The following is a 21,435-nucleotide window of genomic DNA, read 5'->3' on the forward strand; positions in this document are numbered from 1 at the left end:
CCGACAGATCCCGTTGAGGACCACAAGGTCAGTCAGGCGGTGGGTCAGACCCTGACGGGAAGCGCTCACACCTCCATCATCACTGTCAGGCGGCGTAGTCCGGGGTCATGGTGGCGGCCAGGGTGAGGTGGGTGGTGGCTTCCTCGTGGCGGCCCTGGCGTTGCAGGGTGCGGCCCAGCAGGTGGCGGGCGTAGGAGTCGTCGGGGGATTCGGCGACCAGCGACTCCAGTGCCGTACGCGCCCGGTTGAGCTGTGCCGACCCGAAGTAGGCCCGCGCTGCCAGCAGGCGGACGCCACGGTCGTCGCCGTGCGCGTCCATGAGGGGGCGCAGCAGCGTCAACGCCCCCAGCGGGTCGCGCTGGTCGAGCAGCGACTCGGCGTGCCGCAGCCGCTCGACCTCGGCGGGCAGGCGGCGCGGCGCGTGCCCGGCGGCGTCGCGCAGGAACGCGGCGATCGTCTCAGGCGGCTGCGCGCCCTCCAGGGCGAGCCCGTTGGCGACGATGGTCGGCGACGTACGCACGCCCTTGGCCTTGCCGGTGAGCAGCAGCTCCCTGGTCAGCTCGGCGCCGGGCAGCGTCTGCCGGTCGGGGCCTGCGCCGGTGTAGCCGGCCGCCTCGGCGAGGCCCGCGTCCGCCGCGATCTCGGTCAGCACGGCGAGGTCGCTGATGTCGCGTACCTCCACGAAGTGGGCGTTCAGCACCCGCTCCACCACGCGGTCCTGCAGCGCGGCCCCGCCCTCCTCGTACGCGAGAGCGATCAGCCGGTGCGCCTCCAGCGTGCCGGCCCGGTAGGAGGAGCCCCACTGAGCCCCCAGTCCCTCGGACGCGGCCACCTCGGCGACCCGCGCCCGGTTCTCGGCGGGGGACAGGCCGGGAGAGCAGGCCCGCAGCGCCTCGTCGGCCACGGGGTCGAGCAGCGCCTGCGCCATCGGCACGGCTTGGGCGGGCGCGGACGGGTCGATCTGGTACGGCCGCCAGACCACCTCGACCGGCTCGCCGTCCCAGGAGGCCAGCGCCTTCTCCAGCCGCCGCTTGCCGATGTGGGCCCAGCCGCAGACCACGTCTGCCCAGATCTCAATACGCATGCCAGCAAAGTATGCGACAAATGTCGATTAGTCAACACATGTCGCTTAAGCGATGAATGTCGTATAGTGAGGAGGGTGAACCCGGACGACCCCCGCGCCGTGCGCACCCGGGCCCGCCTCAAGGAGGCCGTGCGCGACCTGGCAGCCCATCAGGAGCCCGCCACCATCACCATGTCCGCGCTGGCCAAGCGCGCCGAGGTGAACCGGGCCACGATCTACCTGCACTACCCCGACGTCGACGCGCTCGTCACCGACGCCATGGAGGACACCCTGGCCGCCGTCGCCAGGGCCGCCGCCCTGTGCCCGCTCGACGCCCCCCGCGACCGCGCCCCCGACCCGCTGGCCGAGCTGTTCGCGTACGTCGCCGACCACGCCACCCTGTACGCCCGCATGCTCGGCACCCACGGCAGCGCCCGCTTCTCCGCCCGCCTGCGCGAACGCCTCACCGACGAGCTGACCCGCCGCTTCGCCGCCGGTCACCGGCCGCCGGGATGGGAGGACGTGCCGGCCGGCGTGCACGCCGCCTACCTGGCCGGCGCCCTGGCCGGCGTCATCGCTCACTGGGTGATCGCCGCCTGCCCCGGCGGGCCGGAGGGGGTGGCTCTGGCGTTCTGGAAGTTGTTCCGGCAGACCCCTTAGCGTCCCGTTGGACACCTGCCGGAGGTGGAAATCAGGAAAGATCAGGTTCCTGACCCTCACCCACGCCATTCTTGGTAGGTGCACACCACTGACCTCCTTCACTCCCTTTACGCCAGGCGCCTGCGCCGCCAGGTGACGTCCGGCCCGCTGCCCCGCCACGTCGGCCTGATCATGGACGGCAACCGCCGCTGGGCCCGGCAGATGGGCATGGCCAACCCGAGCATGGGCCACAAGTACGGCGCCGACCACATCCAGGACGTGCTCTCGTGGTGCGAGACGATCGGCATCAAGCACCTGACCGTGTTCCTGTGCTCCACCGAGAACCTGCAGCGGCGTGGCGACGAGGAGGTGGCGTTCCTCCTGCGGGTGATCGAGCAGATGGTCACCGACCGCTTCGACCGTCCCGACGCCCGCTGGCGGGTGCACGTCGCCGGGATGCTCGACATGCTGCCCGACACCACCGCCCGCGCGCTCAAGAGCGCCGTCGAGGCCACCCGCACCTGTGACACCGGGTTCCACCTCACGCTCGCCATCGGCTACGGCGGCCGCCAGGAGGTCGTCGAGGCGCTGCGCGAGCTGCTGTACGAGCGGGCCGAGGCCGGGCAGTCGATGGTCGAGCTGGCCTCGACGCTGACCGTGGACGACATCGCGCCGCACCTCTACACCGCCGGGCAGCCCGACCCCGACCTGGTCATCCGCACCAGCGGCGAGCAGCGCATGTCGAACTTCCTGCTGTGGCAGTCGGCCTACTCCGAGCTGTACTTCTGCGAGGCGTTCTGGCCGGCCTTCCGCGAGATCGACTTCCTGCGCGCGCTGCGCAGCTTCGCCGCCAGGCAGCGGCGCTACGGCGGCTGAGCGGGCCCTGCTCTCCGCCGCGAGTACCCTTGACCTGCCGTCCCCGTACGTGAAGAGGAGACCCGCCCGGTGCCCGGAACCCACCCGCGCGAGCTCGGCCTGCTGTCCGACTGCGAGAGCTGCTTCGGGCTGTGCTGCGTGGCGCTGCCGTTCTCGGCGTCGGCCGACTTCGCCGTGGACAAGGACGCCGGCCGGCCCTGCACCAACCTGCGTGACGACTTCCGCTGCTCGATCCACTCGCGGCTGCGCGAGCGCGGGTTCTCCGGCTGCACGGTGTTCGAGTGCTTCGGGGCCGGGCAGAAGGTCTCGCAGGTCACGTACGCGGGGCGGAGCTGGCGGGAGGCGCCGGAGACGGCCCGGCAGATGTACGCCGTGTTCCCGGTGATGCGCGGTCTGCACGAGCTGCTGTGGTACCTCGCGGAGATCCTCGCCCTGCCCGCCGCCGCGCCCGTCCACGACAGCGCCCGCGCGCTGCTGGAGGAGACCGAGAAGCTCACTCGCGAGAGCGCCGACGTGCTCGAAGGATTCGACGTGGCCGCCCACCGCGAGCGGGTCAACGAGGTGCTGCTGCGGGCCAGCGAGCTGGTACGCCACGGGCTCGACGGCCGGCAGCACCGGGGCGCCGACCTCATCGGCGCCCGGCTGCGCGGCGCGCGGCTGCGGGGGGCCAACCTGCGCGGGGCGTACCTGATCGGCGCCGACCTGCGCGGGGCCGACCTGCGGCAGGCCGACCTCATCGGCGCCGACCTGCGCGGCGCGGACCTTACGGACGCCGACCTCACCGGCGCCATCTTCCTCACCCAGGCCCAGGTCAACGCCGCCAAAGGCACCCCCGCCACCCGCCTCCCCGCCACGCTGACCCGCCCGCCGCACTGGACGGCGAGCGCCCCGGAACCCCGCGCACCCCGCCGCCCCACCAAGCCCCGCCGTTCCCGCCCCCGCCGCTGACCCGTCTATAAAGGGCGGGATCCGCCACTGAGAAGGTGTCTTCGATCCCTTAAGTGATCCTGGGTCGCGCTCGGAGCGAAGCGAAAGATCACGGGACGTGACGATCCCTGGCAAGCAAAAGTGGATCAAGCTGGTGCTGGGCCGGCTTAACGTGGTCCAGACGGCACTGAACCCGGTCGACAAGGCGGGAGTGTGATCGACGTGCGTCCCCGCCGCCACCCCTCCGACACCACCGACGAAGAATGGACACTGATCGAACCACTTCTTCCGACACCCGCCTGCCAGACCCGAACGGGTGGTCGCCCGGAGAAGCATCACCGCCGCGACGTGTTCGATGCGATCAGGTACATCACCGACGACGAGGCGAAATGGAGGGCCTTGCCTTCTTAGCGGATTCGGTCGTAAACCATGGCGATCTCGCCCAGTGCGCCGCTTTGCTGGCGGGTGAGCATCCACTTGGAAGCCGGCAGGCCATCGTCGAACAGTCGCTGCCCACCTCCCACGATCTCAGGGAAGATCATGAGGTGCAGCCGGTCGAGCAGGTCTGCCGACAGGAGCGGCTTGATGATGCTCGCGCTGCTGTTGACGAGGATGTCGCCCTCACCAGTGGCCTTGAGGTCGGCAACGACATCGGCGGCGGGGGCGTTCACCACGCGGGTGCGTTCCCACGGCGCTTCGGACAAGGTGGTCGAGAAGACGACCTTCTCCGTGTCGACCAGCCACTTGGCGTATCCGCGATCACGCGGGTCGGCGTTCTCGTCTTCGGCGACCGCCGGCCAGTAGCCCATGAATCCTTCGGCGTTGAGCCGGCCGAGCAGCGCCGTCGTCGCACCCTCCCAGATGCCGCACATGTGGTTCCGCGCGACCTCGCTGGTCACATAGGGGGCGAACGCGGCGAAGTCGTTGGGCCCGCCTGGACCGTTGTAACGCCCGTCGAGGGTCAGGCTCAGGTTCGCGGTCACCCTGCGGCCGGTCGAGTTCGTCATTTGGTGCTCCTTGTATCGGTGTCGTGCGTGTCCGCAGCGAGGATCGCCGCGAGCTTGTCAAGGCTTTGGCCGTAGCCGATCTCGATGCCTGCGATGAAGTCGGCTGAGTCGACCGTGCTGTCGGTGACGCGGAAGTGGACGTCGAGTTCTGTTCCCGTGCCGGTGGGCCGGAGGCCGAGATCGAGGTGGGCGGTGAAGGCGAGGCTGCCGTCGGGAAGCTGGGGGGAGAGCCGGTAGGCGAGGCGCTCACCGGGGCGTACGTCCTCGACGACTCCCAGCGCGCGCCCGGCGACCAGGTCGGAGCCGCCGGTGTCCTCGGCGTCGCGGTATTCATGGACGATCCGCCCACCCGGTCGCGCCTCGAAGACGAGCTCGGAGACGCGCAGGTCGGCCGGCGTCCACCAGCGGGCGAGCAGGGAGGCCTCGGTCAGGTGGTGCCAGACCTCTTCCGGGCCCGCTGCCAGCGACCGGTGGAAAGTGAACGAGCGGCCGTCGGCCCACCCCGGCTCCTTGGCGGCGAGCCGCTCTGTCCGGAGGCTGAGCTCGTAGCGATCGTAGGTCTCGCGCGAGCCGCCGGTTCGGTCCGCGGTGTCGGCCAGCCGAGTGAGCGCAGCCGCCAGTTCCCGTAGGGGTGCGGGCTGGAGCGCGTAGACGCGGCGCTGGCCGGAGCGCTGGGAGGTGACGACGCCGGCACGCTCAAGGGCCTGCAGGTGCTTGGTCGTCTGCGGCTGGCGCGCCTCGGCGAGCTGCGCGAGAACACCGACCGGGCGAGGCCGCTCGGCCAGCAGGCCCACAAGCCGCCAGCGGGCCGGGTCGGCCAGTGCGGTGAGGAGTGCGTCCATGCCGAGAAGTATTCACCGCAACGAATATTCGTGTCAAGGAATATCTCGCAATGGTGGGGCGGCATCCGGATCGGGCAGGTCCGCTACTAAGGATCGAAGAACACCTCTGAAGGGCGGAAAGCCGCCAATGGCCTCGCTCCGCCCTTATGGGCGGGACTCACTCAGGCCCCCCGTCTATAAGGGTGGGACCCGCCGCCAACCCCGCCCCGCCTAGGAGCCCCTTGTCCTGGCCTAAAAAGGGACATGTAGTATCCCCTTTCATGCGGATGGGTGAAGGGGTCGAGTGGGGCCTGCACTGCTGCCTGGCCCTGGCCTGGCTGGAGGACGAGGCGCCGATCCCGACGGGGAGGCTGGCCGAGCTGTTCGAGCTGCCACCCGTCTACCTCAAGAAGCGGCTCCAGGACCTGGTACGCGCCGGCATCCTCACCTCGGTGCCCGGGGTGAAGGGCGGGTTCCGGCTGGCGAAGGGGCCGGAACAGATCACGATCCTGGAGGTCGTCGCCGCCATCGAAGGCAGGGACGAAGCGTTCAGGTGCACCGAGATCCGCCGGCAGGGGGCAGGCGCCGAGGAGCCGCCCACCGCGTTCGCGAAGCCGTGCGGCGTGCTGATCGCGATGCGGCGCGCCGAGCTGGCCTGGCGCAGGGAGCTGGCGGCGCAGACCGTCGCCGACCTCATGCGCGAGGCCGCCCCGTCCGCGCCCGGCCGCTTCCGCCGCCACTACGCCCGCCTCGCCACCTGACCGGGCCAGGCCCGAGTCATGACACACCCAGGAGGTTAAACGGGATGCTTTATATCCCGGTTAAGAGCACGGTCGCACCCGTGGCGGTGCTGGCCGCAGGGGCGTTCGCCGTGGGGACCGACGCGTTCGTGGTGGCGGGGTTCCTGCCGCAGCTCGCCGCGTCCTTAGAGGTGAGCGAGACGGCGGCGGGGCAGTCGGTGACCGCGTTCGCGGTGGCGTACGCGATCCTGTCGCCCGTCCTCGCCACCGTGACCGCCCGCCTGTCGCGGCGGGCGCTGCTGGTCGGCGCGCTGCTGCTGCTCGCGCTGGCGAACCTCGGGTCGGCGCTCGCTCCGACGTTCGCGGTGCTGCTGGTGACGCGGGTCGTGGCGGCGGCGGGAGCGGCGGCGTTCACGCCGAACGCCGGGGCGGTGGCGGCGGCGCTGTCGCGGCCCGAGGCGCGGGGCCGGGCGCTCGCCACGGTCGTCGGCGGGCTCACGGTGGCGACGGCGGCCGGGGTGCCGCTGGGCGGGCTGGCCGGGCAGTGGCTCGGCTGGCGGGCGGCGCTCGGCCTGGTGGCGGCGGCTTGCCTGGTGGTGACCGCCGCCGTGTACGTGATCTTGCCGGCGCTCCCCGGCGGGTCCCCGGTGCCGCTGCGGGTACGGCTCAGGGTGCTGCGGCGCCCCGCCGTCCCCGCCGTGCTGGCGCTGACCGTGCTCGGCATGGCCGCCACCTACACCGTCTACGCCTACAGCGCCCCCGCGATGCGCGCCGTCGGCGTGGAGTCCACGGCGTCGATGCTCTTCCTGTACGGGCTGGGCGCCGTCCTCGGCAACCTGGCCGCCGGGTACGCCACGGACCGGTGGGGCGCCGGCCGAGTGCTCATGACCGGATATGTCGTGATGGCCGCCAGTCTGGCCGGGCTGGGCCGGCTGGCGGGCGCGCAGGACGTGCCCGTCGTCCTCGTCGGGCTGCTGGCCGCCGGGTGGGGCGCGGGCACCTGGTGCCAGACGCCGCCCCAGCAGCACCGGCTCATCGGCGTCGCCCCGGGGGAGGCGTCCCTGGTCGTCTCGCTCAACGCGTCGGCCATCTACGTGGGCATCGGCGCCGGCACGCTCGCCGGCGGGCTGACGCTGGCGCACGGGGTGGCGGTGACGTACGCGGCGGGCGCGGCGCTGGCGGTGCTCGCCCTGCTGCTGGTCACGGCCACCCGCCGGATCTGACCCCGCCCCGTACTAGGCTGGCCTACCCCGGCGATCATGGAGGAGAAGCGGCATGACCATCACCGCGTACACCGTCACCGACCCCGTCGCCCAGCACGGCGAGGGGCCCGTGTGGTCCGGCCGGTGGGGCGGGCTGCGGTGGGTGGACATGCTGGCCGGCGACGTCCTCGCACTCACGCCCGGCGGCGAGGTGCGCCGCCGCCACGTCGCCGAGGTCGCCGCCGTCGTGCGCCCCCGCGTCTCTGGCGGATACGTCGTCGCCGCCGAGCGCGAGCTGCTGCTGGCCGACTCCGACGACCTCGACGCCCCGCTGCGCTCGCTCGGCGAGGCGTGGACCGACCCCGGCGTCCGCATGAACGAGGGCGGCTGCGACCCCGACGGCCGCTTCTACATCGGCAGCATGGCCTACGACTCCGCCCCCGGCCGTGGCTCGTTCTACGTGGCCGGGCCCGGCGGCGAGCTGCGCGTGGTGCTGCCGGAGGTGACGATCTCCAACGGCTTCGGCTTCAGCCCGGACGGCCGGCTCGCTTACTACGCCGACACCGAGACCGGCCGCGTGGACGTCCTCGACTACGACCCGGAGACCGGGCTGAGCGGCCGGCGCCCCTTCGCCGTCGTGGGCCCTTCCGAGGGAGCACCCGACGGCCTGACGGTGGACGCCGAGGGCGGCGTCTGGGTGGCCCTGTGGGACGGCGGCGCCGTCCACCGCTACGCCCCCGACGGCCGGCTCGACGCGGTGATCACCCTCCCGGTCCGCAAGGTCACCGCCGTCGCCTTCGGCGGCGAAGAGCTGAACCGCCTCTACATCACCACCTCGGCCCTGGACGTGAACCGCAAGGAACAACCCGAGGCAGGCGCCCTCTTCGCCGCCGACCCCGGCATCCATGGCCTCCCCGTCCTCCCCACCACGCTCTGACCGTGCCGCGAACGCGTTCGGCGCGAGGATGTGCCCGTGTGAGGTGATCAATCGGTAGCGTTAGCGCATGCGTTCGCGCGGTGTGTCGCTGGATGGGCTGTTCGCCGCTTCGGCCGTCGCCCTGGAACTGGTGATCAACGGTTACGCGAGTGAGGGCACCGCGTCGCCGACGCCGCCCGAGTTCGCCGCGGCGCTGCTGGCCGGCCTGCCCATGGGCGTCGTACGCCAGCGTCCCGGCCCCGTCACCGTCTACCTCGCCGCCCTCGTGGTGATCGCCGGCCGGTTGGCGCCGGGCACGGACAGCGCGCAGATCCTGCTGTGCGTGGCGCTGTGCCTGACCGGCTACCGTTCCGGGCTCAGGGCGGCGCGCGGCCCCATGGCCGCCGCCATGCTGGCCACGGCGCTCACCGTGGCGGCCCCCGGCGTCACCCCCGGCACGATGGCGCTCGCGCTCCTGCTGCCCGCCGCGCCCGCCGTCATCGGCGGCTACCTGTACCGCAGCACCCGCGACGTCACCCCCGACGTGCTGCTGGCGGCCGGCGGCGTGCTGCTGGCCGTGCTGAGCACGTGGGACGTCTGGCACTCGGGCGGCCATCCGGTCGCGATCGTCCAGGTAGCCGCCGTCGTCTCCGGGCTGGCGCTCGGCGTGGCCAGGAGGCTGCCCGGCCTGGTCGTGGCCGTCGAAGGGGTGCTGCTGCTCGCCGCGGACGCCCACCTGCACCGCGCCGCCGACACCGGCATGCTGCTCCTGATGGTGGCGATGGGGGTGTTCGCGATGCGGGTGGCGTCGTGGGCGCGGACCGCGCTGGCGTACGCGGCGGGCTGCGTGGTGGTCGCGGTGGCCGTGTTCGAGCCGCTGAGCAGGATCACCACCCTGCGCGTGCTCGTCCTCATGACGCTGGTGGCGATGCCGATCGCGGTCGGCCGTTACTTCGGCATGCGCCGCGCGGTCACCGCTGCCGAGCGGCTGCGGGCCGAGGAGGCCGTACGCCTGACGCTCGCCCGCGCCCGCGCCGACCTGCTGGCCGAGCGCGAGCACATCGCCCGCGACGTCCAGACCCTGGTGGCGGGCCACGTCGGCGCGATGGTGCTGCGGGCCGGCGCCGCCTGCGACGCCGCTCCGGACGGGCCGGTCGGCCACGCGCTCACCGACATCCGCGAGACGGGCAACCAGGTGCTGCGCGACCTCGGCAACCTGCTGCACGGCGCCGACCTGCACCTCGACGCGGCCGAGCTGATCCGCGCGGCGGCCCGCCGCATGTCCGCCGCCGGCCTCGTCGTGGACCTCGGCCTCGACCCCGGCATGGCGACGGTCTCGCCGGTGCTGCGCATGTGCGCCGCCAGCATCGTCCAGGAAGGGCTGACGAACGTGCTCAAACACGCCGGCCCCGGCACCCGCGTCCGCGTCACGGTCGCCGCCTCCGGCGGCGGGCTGTCGGTGAAGCTGCACAACGGCCCCCCACCGGCCACGTCGGAATCCCTGCCGTCCTCCGGTCACGGCCTGGCGGGGATGCGCAAACGCGTCCGCGCCGTGGGCGGCACCCTCGACTCCGGTCCCGACGGCGACGGCGGCTGGCTCCTCCAAGCCGGCCTGCCGCCCAGAGGCGGGGAGTGATCACGCGAGTACGCGGTCGGGAGCGCGATGCGAACGGCGGGCGAGCACCGCGCCGCACAACACGACCACGCCGCCCGCGATCTGCGACACGCCCAGCGTCTCCCCGACGAACCCCCACGCCATCACCGCCCCCGCGATGACCTCGACCGTGCCCATCGTGGCGGCCACGGCCGCCGACAGCCGCCGCACGGCGTGCACGCCCCACACGTACGGCAGCACCGTCCCCGCGACCACCATCAGCAGGTACGCCACGAGCACCGGCAGCTCGACCCCGCCCGGCGCCACCGATGCCCGGAACGCCTCCCAGGGCAGCTCCCACGGCGACGCCAACGGCGCCAGCACCACGGTCGCGCCCACCGTGCCCCAGGCGATGAGCGCGAGCGGGTCCACCTCGTCGCCGAGGCTCTCGTTCATCAGGAAGTAGCCGGCCGAGCAGGCCGCCGCCAGCAGGCCCGTCGCCAGGCCCAGCCCGTCGAGGCGGATCTCCCGCCACGCCTCCACGACGATCGCCAGGCCGGCGACCGCGACGACCGCGCCCGCGTACGCGGACCTGGGCAGGCGCCGGCGGCGTACCAGCCGGACCCAGGCCACCACGAGCACCGGCGCCATCGACACCAGCAGCAGCGCGATCCCGACCGGCAGCCGGGTCACCGCCACGAAGAACAGGGTCTGGACGGCCGCCACGGCCGTCAGCGCGTACAGGCCGACGAACGTCCACCGCGACCGGGCGATCCGCAACGCCCCAGGCCGGAACAGGCCGAGGACGAGCACCATGAGCACCCCCGACCCGGCCAGCCGTACCCACACCGCCTCGACCGGCGTCATCCCGCCCGCCACCAGGTACTTCGCCATCGGTCCCGAGAACGCGAACCCACACGCCGACCCGACCGCCAGCACCGCCCCCGCCCATCGCATCCCGCCACCACCAGCACCGTCATCACCGTAAGAAGCCTTCGATGCTGTCACCCGGGACGACCACCCGCAACGCGATTTCCACCAGAACGCACCCTTGGACGGGCTGAGGGGGCGCCCACCCGAGGCCGGCCCGCCCGGAGGCTCGCACGCTCGCTCAGGCGGGGGTGGGGTCTGGCCTGTCTGGAGGGCCGCACGCTCGCTCGGCGGGGGTGGGGCCTGGCTCGGCCGCAGGCTCGCTCAGGCAGGGGCGGGATCTGGGCTGGCCGGCGCCCTGCCGGGGCGGTCGAGGCCGGCGGCCAGCTCGGCGATGGCGGCGTCGAACCGGCGCCGCAGCACCGCGATGTCGGGCGCCAGGCCGGTCTCGCCCGCCTGGCGGGACCACCGATCCAGCACCACGCGCAGCGCGCTCAGCACGGCGCCGGCGCACACGATCGGATAGACGCTCTCGCCCTCGTCCAGGCCGGCGTCCCCGGAGGCCACCCCGGAAGGGGGTGGGGCGATGCGTTCGGTGATCGCCTCGGCCAGGGCCCGCTCCTGGGCGGCGAGCACGGCCAGCTCGTACGGCACCAGCGACGGCGTGGTCCTGACCAGCCGCAACGCCCGGATGTGGTCCCGGCCGCCGGCATCGCTCGCGTCCATGACCGTGAGCACCGCCTCCCTGAACGCCGCCAGCACCGTCTCCTGAGGCGGCCGGGCGCGGAACTCGGCGATGAGCTGCTCGGCGGCGGCCGAGAGGGTCGCCACCACCGCCTCCTCCTTGCTGGAGAAGTAGTTGAAGAAGGTGCGCAGCGCGATGTCGGCCTCACCGGCGATCTGCTCGACGGTGACGTTCTCGACGCCGTGACGCAGGGAGAGGCGGAGTGCGGCCGCGCTGAGGGCCGCCCTGGTGGCCTGCTTCTTGCGTTCGCGCCGCCCGACGACCGCCCCGGCCTCCTGCTCCACCACGGTCCCCATTATGAAGGGCATGCCACCGCAAGCGGGGCGGTGGAGCTGGCGGGGGGCGACGCCCGGCACGTGCCGGGCGGGAAGGGCCGCCTGGCGGCGTCGGCCGGCCTTCCGGCGGTGTCGAGCCCGCTCTGGACGCCGGCGTGAGCGTCGCCCTTACCTTGGACCGCGCACCCACCCACCTCGGTTCCACTGGAAGGCGAACCCCACCCCACCCGCAGGTCAGGGGCGGAGGGCGGCGGCGTGGCAGGCGCCGAAGCCTTCGGCTCTCAGCTGCACGTGGCCCTCGCGCACCCGCAGCGCCACCTCTGTGCGGTCGTCCGGGTCCGCTACGCCCGCGGCCGACGCCAGCGCGCCCGTGTCGTCGTACAGGACGCGCAGACCGGGCCAGGCGGCGCGGGGGAAGGCATGGCGCAGGCAGGTGACCACTTCGGCGATGACGAGGCGGGCCAGGGGGAGCAGCTCCTTGGGGGCGCCGGTGACGATGACGACGGTCAGCTCGGCGCCGGGGGGCGCGGCGCGGACGAGCTCCTCGGCGGCCGAGAGCCGGTGCAGGCCGAGCACCGCCACCACCCCGTCGCGCTCGGGGTGGGCGGGCTCGCCGGAGACCGCGTCCACGGTCCCGGACGGCGGTGCCCAGCGGGAAGCAGGGGACAGGACCGAGGGGGTCATGGGGGCCTGGAACCAGCGGTCGTCGAGGTCGAGGCCGGCGAGCTGCTCGCACGTCCTGATCACGTTGAACGGATCGACGAACCCGGGCGCCGCCGCCGACAGCTGCGCGGCCCCCTGCAGGACGGTGAGCGCGGATTCGGCGAGCCGCACGAGCCGCCCGTCCGGCTCACGGGGCGGCCGCAGACGTTCCATCGCCAGCCCGAGCAGGATCGCGTTGAGCCGCATGAGCTGCGCGTACGGCTTGCGCGTGGCCTCGTCGGCGAGGATCTCCGGCAGCAGGTGCATGCCCAGCCGGCTCGGCTCGTGCTCGCCGTCGGTGACCAGCGGCAGCCGGGTCACCCAGGCCCGCGCGACCGCGCCGAGCGCCTCGCGCACGGTCGGCGGGGGCTCGCCGGGAGGCTGTACGGGCGCGTGCTCGGCCAGGTCGGCCAGCACCGCGAAGTACAGGGCACGCTTGCCGGGGAAGTTGGAGTAGACCGCGCCTCGGGTCAGCTCGGCCCGGTCGGCGATGTCGTCGATCTTGGCGTCGCGGTAGCCGCGTTCGGCGAACTCCTCCTTGGCCGCCGCCAGCACCTTCGCCCGGTTGCGCTCCTGCGTCTGTGCCCTGGTGAGCCGGACCAACCGCCCTCCTCCGTTGCCGAGTGTCCGGAAAGCAAGATACCGTCAACATTCAGATGATGGCATCATTCGAAATGAGAGGCGGCGTCATGACCGACGTGCCGGAGATAGACCTGTCCGACCTCGCGGTGCTGCGCGACCTCGCCGCCGCGTACGCCCCGGCCAGGGAGAAGTCCCCCGTGGTACGGCTGCTGGTGCCGGGACTCGGCCACCTGTGGGCGGTCACCCGCTACGAGGAGGCCAGGGCGGCGCTCGCCGACCCCCGCCTCGAGATCAACTCAACCAGCTTCCTGCGCCCCGACGTCCCCGAGCACTGCGTCCGCTACATGCGCACGATGTCCGAGATGAACGGCCCCGAGCACACCCGCCTGCGCCGCCTCGTCGCGCCCGCGTTCACGCCGCGCAAGGCCGTGGAGTTCGCCCCGCGCATCGAGGCCGTCGTGGACCGCCTGCTCGCCGAGCTGCCGGGCCAGGAGGCCGATCTGCTCGCGCACTTCGCCAGGCCGCTGCCCATGGAGGTGATCTGCGAGCTGGTCGGCATCCCCGCCGCCGACCGCCCCGCCTGGCGCGAGTACGGCGTCGCCGTCGCGAGCGGCCACGGCGAGGCGTTCAAGGAGGCGCTGCCGGCGATCATCGAGGGCGCGAAGAAGGCGATCGCCGAGGCGCGCGCGACACCGTCCGCGAACGTGGTCTCCGACCTGGCCCGCATCGCCGGCGAGGACGGCGACAGGCTCTCCGACGACGAGCTGGTCACCATGGTGTGGCTGCTGGTCCTGGCCGGCCAGACCCCGGCCAACCTCATCGCCAACGCCCTGGTCACCTTGTTCGCCCACCCCGATCAGCTGGCCGCGCTGCGCGCCGACCCCGCGCTCATGCCGCGAGCCGTGGAGGAGCTGGCCCGCTGGTGCACCCCGCAGATCATGACCGTGCCGCGCTTCGCGGCGCAGGACGTCGAGATCGGCGGCGTGCGCATCCCCAAGGGCGAGCCGGTCACCGTCTCGGTGGCCGCGGCGAACCGGGACCCGCGCGTGTTCGACGAGCCGGACAGGTTCGACATCACCAGGGAGCCCGTGCCGCACCTCGGCTTCGGCCACGGGCCGCACTTCTGCGTGGGCGCGGGGCTGGCCCGCGTGGAGACCGGCGTCGCGCTCGGCGCCCTGCTGCGCCGCTTCCCCGGCATGGAGCTCAAGGGCGCGCCGGCGTACCTGCCCGATCCAGGGACGCTGCGGCTGGCGGCCCTGCCGGTCACCCTGGGCTGATCAGCGCGGCTCCAGCATCGGCACGAGGAACCGCCGCGCGATGCCGGCCAGCCGCTCGTCGTCGTCGAGGTCGACGACCATGCTCGGCACGGCGAGGCCGCCGTGGACCTCGTGCGCGGGGTCGCCGCCGAGGGCCGCGCCATCACCGACGACGACCTCGACGGCATCCGCACCATCTGCCGCTGCGGCACCTACCCCCGCATCCGGCAGGCGATCAGAGCCGGCGCCGAGCGCATGTGAGCGCCCGTCAGACCTCGCGTACGCCGCTCCGCCAGACCCCCGCCACCAGCGGGACCCCCGGCCGGTAGGCGAGGTGGACGTGGCTCGGCGCGTCCAGCAGCACCAGGTCCGCGCGGGCGCCGGGGGACAGGCGGCCCACGTCGTCGCGGCGCAGCGCCCGCGCGCCGCCCAGCGTCGCGGCGGCCACGGCCTCGTCCGGCGTCATGCCCATCTCGCGCACGGCCAGCGCCACGCAGAACGGCATCGAGCTGGTGAAGCTCGACCCCGGGTTGCAGTCCGTGGACAGCGCCACCGTCACGCCCGCGTCCAGCAGGCGGCGCGCGTCCGGGTACGGGGAGCGGGTGGAGAACTCCGCGCCGGGCAGCAGCGTCGCCACCGTCGAGCCGCTCGCCAGTGCGTCCACGTCCTTGTCGTCGAGGTGCGTGCAGTGGTCGGCCGACGCCGCGCCCAGCTCCACCGCCAGCCGCACGCCCGGCCCCGGGCCGAGCTGGTTGGCGTGCACCCGGGGCGTCAGTCCCGCCCGCTGTCCCGCCGTGAGCACCTTGCGGGACTGGTCGCCGTCGAACGCGCCCCGCTCGCAGAAGACGTCCACCCAGCGGGCGTGCGGGGCGCAGGCGTCCAGCATCGGCCCCGCCACCAGGTCCACGTACGCGTCCGGGTCGCCGGCGTACTCGGGCGGCACCACGTGGGCGCCCAGGTACGTCACCTCGCCGGTGTGACCTGCCGCGATGCGCAGCGCGCGGGCCTCGTCCTCGACCGTCAGGCCGTAGCCCGACTTGCACTCGATCGTCGTGGTGCCCTGGCGCAGCGCCTCGGCGACGTATCTGGCGACGTTCGCGTCCAGCTCCGCGTCGCTCGCCGCGCGGGTCGCCGCCACCGTCGTGCGGATGCCGCCCGCGGTGTACGGCTGGCCCGACATGCGGGCGTCGAACTCGGCCGTGCGGTCACCGGCGAACACCAGGTGCGCGTGCGAGTCCACGAACCCCGGGATCGCGGCCCGCCCGCCCGCGTCCACCCGCTCGTCGGCGTCGGGCACCCGCGCCTGCGGCCCGGCCCAGACGACCCGGCCCGCGTCGAACACGACGGCGGCGCCGGTGATCGTGCCCAGCTCGGGGTCGTTGGTGAGCAGGCTGCCGATCCCGGTGATGGCGACGGACACGGCACGGCTCCTTTCTGCGTTACAGCTGGGCGGTGAGGTGGGTGATCGTGCGGGACAGCTCGCCGGGCACGTCGGTGACCAGCAGGTGCGCGCCGTCGCGGACGATCGGGCGGCCGTTCACCACGACGTGCCGGACGTCGGCGGCGGAGGCGGCGAACACCGCGGTCTCCGCGCCGAGCGACGGCGGCGGCCCCGCCGTGCGGACGGAGTCGAGCGCGACCGTCACGAAGTCGGCCGGCGCGCCCGCCTCGATCCTGCCCGCCTCCGGCCAGCCCAGCGAGGCGTGCCCGTCCTCGGTGGCGGCGCGCAGCAGCGCGGCGGCGTTCCAGTGGCCGCGCCGCAGCGTGCGCAGCCGCTCGTCCAGCTCCACCGCCCGCGCCTCCTCGAACAGGTCGATCACGGCGTGGCTGTCGCTGCCCAGGCTGATCGGGGATCCGGCGGCGGCCAGGTCCGCGGCGGGGCCGATGCCGTCGGCGAGGTCCCGTTCCGTGGTGGGGCACATGCAGACGGTGGTGGCCGAGCCGCCGAGCAGCGCGATGTCGTCGCCGGTCAGGTGGGTGGCGTGCACGGCGGACGTCCGCGGGCCGAGCGCGCCCCGCTCGGCCAGCAGCGCGGCGGGCGTGCGGCCGTGCGCGGCCAGGCACGCCTCGTTCTCGGCGGGCTGCTCCGACAGGTGCACGTGCAGCGGCGCCGCCCGCCCGGCGGCCCACTCCGCGACGGTCGCGATCTGGTCGGCGGGCACCGCGCGCACGGAGTGCACCGCCGCCCCGATCCTGGCGTGCGGCCGCTCCTTCAGCTCGCCCGCGCGGACCGCCCAGGCGGCGGCGTCGCCGTCGCTGAAGCGGAGCTGGTGCCGTTCGGGCGGCGCGCCGAACCCGGCCGACAGGTAGCAGGTGTCGAGCAGTGTGATCCTGATCCCGGCTCGCGCCGCCGCCTCGATCAGCGCCTCGCCCATGGCGTTCTGGCCGGCGTACGGGGTGCCGCCCGGCGCGTGGTGCAGGTAGTGGAACTCGCCCACGCAGGTGATCCCGGCCAGCGCCATCTCGGCGTAGACGGCGGTGGCCAGGTCCAGGTACGTGCCGGGGTCGAGCCGGCCGGCCACGTCGTACATGGTGTCGCGCCAGGTCCAGAACGTGCCCGAGCCGCGCTGCGCGATGCCGCGAAGGGCCCGGTGGAAGGCGTGCGAGTGCGCGTTCGCCAGGCCGGGCAGGGTCAGGCCGCGCAGCACCGTGACGCCGGGCGGGGGAGTGGCGACGCCCGTACGGACGCCGGAGACGCGCCCGCCGGCCACCTCGATCACCACCCCCGCCACGACCGTGCCGCCGATCCAGGCGTGCTCGGCGTGGTAGGTCACCGGCATGCCAGCCCCTCCAGCACGTCGGCCAGCGCCTCCACCCCTGCCACGCAGTCGTCCTCGCGGGCGTGCTCGGCGGGGGAGTGGGACACCCCGGTGGGATTGCGGACGAACAGCATCGCCGTCGGCACCCTCGCGGCCAGGATGCCGGCGTCGTGCCCGGCGCCCGTCGGCAGCACCGGCACCTCGTACGGCCGGCGCGCCGCCAGCAGCCGCACCAGCTCGTCGCGCAGCGCGGGCGCGAAGTCCACGACCGGCGTGAACGACTCGCGTTCCAGGCCGACCTCCACCCCCTCGCCGGCGGCGTGCTCGCGCGCCGCGTCCTCAATCGCGCCGAGCAGCAGCGCCAGCGTCTCCTCGTCGGACGCCCGCGCGTCCAGCCAGGCCCGCACCAGGCTCGGCACCGCGTTGACGCCGTTCGGCTCGACGAGCAGTTTGCCGAACGTGGCCCGCGCGCCCGCCGCGGCGGCCCGCTCCCGCGCGGCCAGCACGGTCGCCGCGTAGGCGGGCATCGGGTCGTGCCGGTCCTGCATGAGGGTGGTGCCCGCGTGGTTGGCCTCGCCCCTGAAGTCGAAGCGCCATCGCCCGTGCGGCCAGATCGCCGACGCCACGCCCACCGGGGAATCGGTGTCGGCGAGGTGGCGGCCCTGCTCGACGTGCAGCTCCACGAACACGCCGATGCGGGCCAGCCGCTCCTCGTCGGGGCCGATCGCCTCAGGGTCGTGGCCGGCCCGCTCCATCGCCTGCGTCAGCGTGACCCCGCCGGCGTCGCGCAGCGCGGCGGCCCGTTCCGGCGTGAGCTGCCCTGCCGTGAGCCGCGAACCCGCACAGGCCAGCCCGAAGCGGGCGCCCTCCTCGTCGCCGAAGTTCACCACCGCGACCGGGCGGGACGGCCGCACCCCCCGCGCGGCCAGCTCGTCCAGCGCCGCGAACGCCGACACCACGCCGAGCGGCCCGTCGAACGCGCCGCCGTCCGGCACCGAGTCCAGGTGCGACCCGGTCACCACAGCGTCACCCGCAGAAGGGTCGCCCAGCCAGGCCCACTGGTTGCCGTTGCGGTCGGTCTCGACGTCCAGCCCGCGCGCCGCCGCCTGCTCGCGGAACCAGTCACGGCACTCGGCGTCCGCCGAGGTCCACGCGAAGCGCCGGTAACCGCCGGACCCGGCGTGCCGGCCGACGGGCAGCAGCTCCGCCCACATCTCCTGGAACGACGACGGCATCAGCACTCCTCCAACGGGAACGACGGCGCCGGGGCCTTCAGCGGGAACGACGACGGCATCAGGACTCCTTCATGGGCACCCGCACGCCGGTGCGGCCGGCGACCTCTTCCGCCTCCTCGTACCCGGCGTCCACGTGCCGGATCACTCCCATGCCCGGGTCGTTGGTGAGCACCCGCCTGATCTTCTCCCCGGCCAGCGCGGTGCCGTCGGCCACCGTCACCTGCCCGGCGTGGATCGACCGGCCGATGCCGACGCCGCCGCCGTGGTGGATCGACACCCAGGAGGCGCCGGAGGCCACGTTCACCATGGCGTTGAGCAGGGGCCAGTCCGCGATCGCGTCGGACCCGTCGCGCATGCCCTCGGTCTCCCGGTACGGCGAGGCCACCGAACCGCAGTCGAGGTGGTCGCGGCCGATCACGACCGGCGCCCGCAGCTCGCCCGAGGCCACCATGTCGTTGAACCGCTCGCCCGCCCGGTCACGTTCGCCGTACCCGAGCCAGCAGATGCGCGCCGGCAGCCCCTGGAAGTGCACCTTCTCCCCGGCCATCCGGATCCACCGGGCCAGTGGCTCGTTGTCGGGGAACAGGTCGAGTATCGCCCGGTCGGTCGCCGCGATGTCGGCCGGGTCACCCGACAGCGCCGCCCACCGGAACGGCCCCTTGCCCTCGCAGAACAGCGGCCTGATGTAGGCGGGCACGAAGCCGGGGAAGTCGAAGGCCCTGGCGTAGCCGGCCAGCTTCGCCTCGCCCCTGATCGAGTTGCCGTAGTCGAACACCTCGGCCCCGGCGTCCTGGAAGCCGACCATCGCCTCGACGTGCCGCGCCATCGACGCCCGCGCCCGCTCGGTGAAGCCGGCCGCGTCCTTGTCCCGCTCGGCCGCCATGTCCTCGAAGGCCACCCCGAGCGGCAGGTACGCCAGCGGGTCGTGCGCGCTGGTCTGGTCGGTCACCACGTCGATCGGCGCACCCTCGGCCAGCATGCGCGGCAGCACGTCGGCGGCGTTGCCGAGCAGCCCGATCGACAGCGGCCTGCGGGCGTCCCTGGCCTCGGCGGCCAGCCGCAGCGCGTGCGCCAGGTCGTCGGCCTTGACGTCGAGGTAGCCGTGGTCGAGCCGGCGCTGGATGCGCGACGGGTCGCACTCCACGCAGATCGCGACGCCGCCGTTCATGGTGACGGCCAGCGGCTGGGCGCCGCCCATGCCGCCGAGCCCGGCGGTCAGCGTGATCGTGCCGGCCAGCGAGCCGCCGAACCGCTTGGCCGCGACCGCGGCGAACGTCTCGTACGTGCCCTGGAGGATGCCCTGGGTGCCGATGTAGATCCACGAACCGGCCGTCATCTGCCCGTACATGGTCAGGCCCGCCGCCTCCAGGCGCCGGAACTCCTCCCACGTCGCCCAGTCGCCGACCAGGTTGGAGTTGGCGATCAGCACGCGCGGCGCCCACTCGTGGGTCGTCATCACGCCCACCGGGCGGCCCGACTGGACCAGCATCGTCTCGTCGGCCTTGAGCGTGCGCAGCGTGCGGACGATGGCGTCGAAGGAGCGCCAGTCACGGGCGGCGCGGCCCGTCCCGCCGTAGACGACGAGGTCGTCGGGGTGCTCGGCCACCTCGGGGTCGAGGTTGTTCTGCAGCATCCGCAGCGCGGCCTCCTGCTGCCAGCCGAGGGCCGTCAGCTCGGTGCCACGGGCGGCCCTGACCGGGCGTGCGCCTTCCATGACCGGGTCCTTTCTGTCAGCGAGCCGCGACCGGCTCGGTGGACGGATAGATCATCTCCGCGGGCGGGTTCGACGTCCGCCTGGCCCACGGGTAGTACAGCGCGGCGGTGGCCAGCAGGCCGACGATCCACGAGATGTCGGCGCCGCCGAGCAGCTCGGTGACCGGCCCCGTGTAGAGCTTCTGCGCGAGGAACGGGATCTGGACGACCACGCCGAAGGCGTAGCTGACCAGCGCGGTGACGTTCCAGCGGCCGTAGCGGCCCGCCGGGTCGTACAGGGCGGGGATGTCCACCCGCTCCTTCGAGATCAGGTAGTAGTCGGTGAGGTTGATCGCGCTCCACGGCGTGAACACCATGAGCAGCACCAGCACGAAGTTCTTGAAATTGTCCAGGAAGTCCGCGCTGGCCATGATCGCCACCAGGACCGACACGGCGGTGAAGCCGACGATGTAGAGCGCGCGCACCACCGGCGAGACCCGCGAGCGGCCGTTGAACGCGGTCACGGTCGTCAGCAGGCACATGAAGCCGCCATAGGCGTTGAGCGTGTTCACCGTCAGCTTGCCCACCACGATCACGATGTAGATCAGCAGCGCGACGGCCGCGGGACCGGCCAGCTCGCCGACGAAGCCGACCTGGTCGCCGACGAACACCGCGCCCGAGACGGCGGCGATCAGCGCGCCCAGCGACATCGCCCACTGCGAGCCGATGACGCTGCCGAGGAACGTACCCCAGAACGTGGAGCGCTCACTGGTGCTGCGCGGCAGGTAGCGCGAGTAGTCGGCGACGTACGGGCCGAAGGTCAGCTGCCAGGCCGCGCCGAGCCCCACGGCCAGCAGGAACGTCGGCGCCTCGAAGCCCTTGACGCCGACGAAGGCGCCCACGTCGTACGTGGTGAACACCTTGATCAGCAGGTAGCCGAGACCGCACACGCCGATCACGGTCGCGATCCTGCCGACGGTGTGGATGAGCCGGTAGCCGGTCACCGCGACGATCACCGTCAGCAGCCCGAACAGCAGGATCCCGGCGGTCGCCGGCACGTGCAGGATCCGGCCGAGTGCCTGCCCGGCCAGCACGCTGCCGGTGGCGGCGAAGCCGAGGTACATCAGCACGACCAGGATCAGCGGCAGCACGGCGCCGAGCACGCCGAACTGCGCCCGGCTGGAGATCATCTGGGGCAGTCCGAGCCGCGGCCCCTGCGCGGAGTGCAGCGCCATCACCACGCCGCCGAGCACGTTGCCGATGAGCAGGGCGATGATCGCCCAGAGGGCGTCGGCGCCGAACACGACGGCGAGCGCGCCGTCCACGATCGCGGTGATCTGCATGTTGGCGCCGAACCAGAGGGTGAACTGGCTGCGCGGCGTGCCGTGCCGCTCGGCGTCGGGGATCACGTCGATCGTCCGGCGCTCCACGGCAGGACCCGCGCCCAGGGATTGATGGTCGGTCATGGCGGTCCGCCTCTCGCGCGTCACGCGCCCTGGGGGAAACGGGGGTTCGAGGGGAAATGTACAGTCCT

General features: G+C 73.3%; 20 protein-coding genes and 1 pseudogene. 10 read left to right on the plus strand and 11 right to left on the minus strand.

Annotated features, from left to right (window positions below; translation table 11 throughout):
- Positions 1-85 precede the first annotated feature (85 nt).
- Entirely contained in the window at positions 86-1,084 is a 999-nt protein-coding gene (locus tag AB0K12_RS46180) for a DsbA family protein (protein WP_364575308.1), read from the minus strand.
- A gap of 75 nt (positions 1,085-1,159) precedes the next feature.
- On the opposite strand from AB0K12_RS46180, the gene AB0K12_RS46185 reads away from it, so the two are divergent.
- The 4 genes and pseudogenes from AB0K12_RS46185 to AB0K12_RS46200 form a co-directional block, all read left to right on the plus strand.
- Complete coding sequence (locus AB0K12_RS46185) at positions 1,160-1,723, plus strand: TetR/AcrR family transcriptional regulator (protein WP_364575310.1); 564 nt, start codon at positions 1,160-1,162, stop codon at positions 1,721-1,723.
- A gap of 78 nt (positions 1,724-1,801) precedes the next feature.
- Complete coding sequence (uppS, locus tag AB0K12_RS46190) at positions 1,802-2,578, plus strand: polyprenyl diphosphate synthase (protein WP_364575312.1); 777 nt, start codon at positions 1,802-1,804, stop codon at positions 2,576-2,578.
- Positions 2,579-2,647: 69 nt separating this feature from the next.
- Positions 2,648-3,526, plus strand: a complete 879-nt coding sequence (locus AB0K12_RS46195) for a pentapeptide repeat-containing protein (RefSeq protein WP_364575314.1) — start codon at positions 2,648-2,650, stop codon at positions 3,524-3,526.
- Between the two features lie 201 nt (positions 3,527-3,727).
- Positions 3,728-3,913 (plus strand): annotated as a pseudogene (locus AB0K12_RS46200) (transposase); the annotation flags it as partial.
- Here the strand turns inward: AB0K12_RS46200 and AB0K12_RS46205 are convergent.
- Both AB0K12_RS46205 and AB0K12_RS46210 read right to left on the minus strand, forming a co-directional pair.
- Positions 3,913-4,512: a dihydrofolate reductase family protein gene (locus tag AB0K12_RS46205; protein WP_364575316.1), complete on the minus strand. Its 600-nt coding sequence runs from the start codon at positions 4,510-4,512 to the stop codon at positions 3,913-3,915. The pseudogene AB0K12_RS46200 and the gene AB0K12_RS46205 sit on opposite strands and share 1 nt — an antisense overlap.
- Positions 4,509-5,354 carry a metalloregulator ArsR/SmtB family transcription factor gene (locus AB0K12_RS46210; RefSeq protein ID WP_364575318.1) on the minus strand — a complete coding sequence of 282 codons (846 nt, stop codon included), beginning with the start codon at positions 5,352-5,354 and terminating at the stop codon, positions 4,509-4,511. The genes AB0K12_RS46205 and AB0K12_RS46210 overlap by 4 nt, the downstream gene beginning before the upstream one ends.
- A gap of 260 nt (positions 5,355-5,614) precedes the next feature.
- On the opposite strand from AB0K12_RS46210, the gene AB0K12_RS46215 reads away from it, so the two are divergent.
- From AB0K12_RS46215 to AB0K12_RS46230, 4 genes are all read left to right on the plus strand, one after another.
- Complete coding sequence (locus tag AB0K12_RS46215; protein WP_364575320.1) at positions 5,615-6,094, plus strand: Rrf2 family transcriptional regulator; 480 nt, start codon at positions 5,615-5,617, stop codon at positions 6,092-6,094.
- An 80-nt stretch (positions 6,095-6,174) separates the two neighbouring features.
- Positions 6,175-7,296: an MFS transporter gene (locus tag AB0K12_RS46220; protein WP_364575322.1), complete on the plus strand. Its 1,122-nt coding sequence runs from the start codon at positions 6,175-6,177 to the stop codon at positions 7,294-7,296.
- Between the two features lie 52 nt (positions 7,297-7,348).
- Positions 7,349-8,212 carry an SMP-30/gluconolactonase/LRE family protein gene (locus AB0K12_RS46225; RefSeq protein WP_364575324.1) on the plus strand — a complete coding sequence of 288 codons (864 nt, stop codon included), beginning with the start codon at positions 7,349-7,351 and terminating at the stop codon, positions 8,210-8,212.
- Between the two features lie 67 nt (positions 8,213-8,279).
- A complete protein-coding gene (locus tag AB0K12_RS46230) occupies positions 8,280-9,827 on the plus strand; it encodes a two-component sensor histidine kinase (RefSeq protein ID WP_364575326.1) in 1,548 nt (515 codons plus the stop codon).
- Here the strand turns inward: AB0K12_RS46230 and AB0K12_RS46235 are convergent, their stop codons facing one another.
- The 3 genes from AB0K12_RS46235 to AB0K12_RS46245 all read right to left on the minus strand — a co-directional run bounded on the left by AB0K12_RS46235 (position 9,828) and on the right by AB0K12_RS46245 (position 12,980).
- Positions 9,828-10,742, minus strand: coding sequence for a DMT family transporter (locus AB0K12_RS46235; protein ID WP_364575328.1), 915 nt, complete (start codon positions 10,740-10,742; stop codon positions 9,828-9,830).
- Between the two features lie 237 nt (positions 10,743-10,979).
- Entirely contained in the window at positions 10,980-11,687 is a 708-nt protein-coding gene (locus AB0K12_RS46240; protein WP_364575330.1) for a TetR family transcriptional regulator, read from the minus strand.
- A 222-nt stretch (positions 11,688-11,909) separates the two neighbouring features.
- Positions 11,910-12,980 (minus strand): TetR/AcrR family transcriptional regulator, encoded by a 1,071-nt coding sequence (locus AB0K12_RS46245; RefSeq protein WP_364575332.1) that lies wholly within the window; start codon positions 12,978-12,980, stop codon positions 11,910-11,912.
- A gap of 86 nt (positions 12,981-13,066) precedes the next feature.
- Between AB0K12_RS46245 and AB0K12_RS46250 the strand changes: the two genes are divergently transcribed.
- Together AB0K12_RS46250 and AB0K12_RS46255 are read left to right on the plus strand one after the other, a co-directional pair.
- A complete protein-coding gene (locus tag AB0K12_RS46250) occupies positions 13,067-14,236 on the plus strand; it encodes a cytochrome P450 (protein ID WP_364575334.1) in 1,170 nt (389 codons plus the stop codon).
- 102 nt (positions 14,237-14,338) lie between these two features.
- A complete protein-coding gene (locus AB0K12_RS46255; RefSeq protein ID WP_355419485.1) occupies positions 14,339-14,476 on the plus strand; it encodes a hypothetical protein in 138 nt (45 codons plus the stop codon).
- 7 nt (positions 14,477-14,483) lie between these two features.
- Here AB0K12_RS46255 and hutI read toward each other — a convergent pair whose 3' ends face one another.
- Genes hutI through AB0K12_RS46280 form a run of 5 tightly spaced genes read right to left on the minus strand, consistent with a single transcriptional unit; the run spans position 14,484 to position 21,367 of the window.
- Positions 14,484-15,635: an imidazolonepropionase gene (gene hutI, locus AB0K12_RS46260; RefSeq protein ID WP_364575337.1), complete on the minus strand. Its 1,152-nt coding sequence runs from the start codon at positions 15,633-15,635 to the stop codon at positions 14,484-14,486.
- A gap of 19 nt (positions 15,636-15,654) precedes the next feature.
- Positions 15,655-16,995 carry a formimidoylglutamate deiminase gene (locus tag AB0K12_RS46265; RefSeq protein ID WP_364575339.1) on the minus strand — a complete coding sequence of 447 codons (1,341 nt, stop codon included), beginning with the start codon at positions 16,993-16,995 and terminating at the stop codon, positions 15,655-15,657.
- A complete protein-coding gene (locus AB0K12_RS46270) occupies positions 16,986-18,209 on the minus strand; it encodes an allantoate amidohydrolase (RefSeq protein ID WP_364575341.1) in 1,224 nt (407 codons plus the stop codon). The genes AB0K12_RS46265 and AB0K12_RS46270 overlap by 10 nt, the downstream gene beginning before the upstream one ends.
- A gap of 58 nt (positions 18,210-18,267) precedes the next feature.
- Positions 18,268-19,923: a urocanate hydratase gene (gene hutU, locus AB0K12_RS46275; RefSeq protein ID WP_364575343.1), complete on the minus strand. Its 1,656-nt coding sequence runs from the start codon at positions 19,921-19,923 to the stop codon at positions 18,268-18,270.
- Between the two features lie 16 nt (positions 19,924-19,939).
- Positions 19,940-21,367 carry a cytosine permease gene (locus tag AB0K12_RS46280; RefSeq protein WP_364575345.1) on the minus strand — a complete coding sequence of 476 codons (1,428 nt, stop codon included), beginning with the start codon at positions 21,365-21,367 and terminating at the stop codon, positions 19,940-19,942.
- Positions 21,368-21,435: the final 68 nt, after the last annotated feature.

The organism is Nonomuraea sp. NPDC049419, from assembly GCF_040676995.1.
In the GTDB taxonomy this organism is placed as follows: Bacteria; Actinomycetota; Actinomycetes; order Streptosporangiales; family Streptosporangiaceae; genus Nonomuraea; species Nonomuraea salmonea.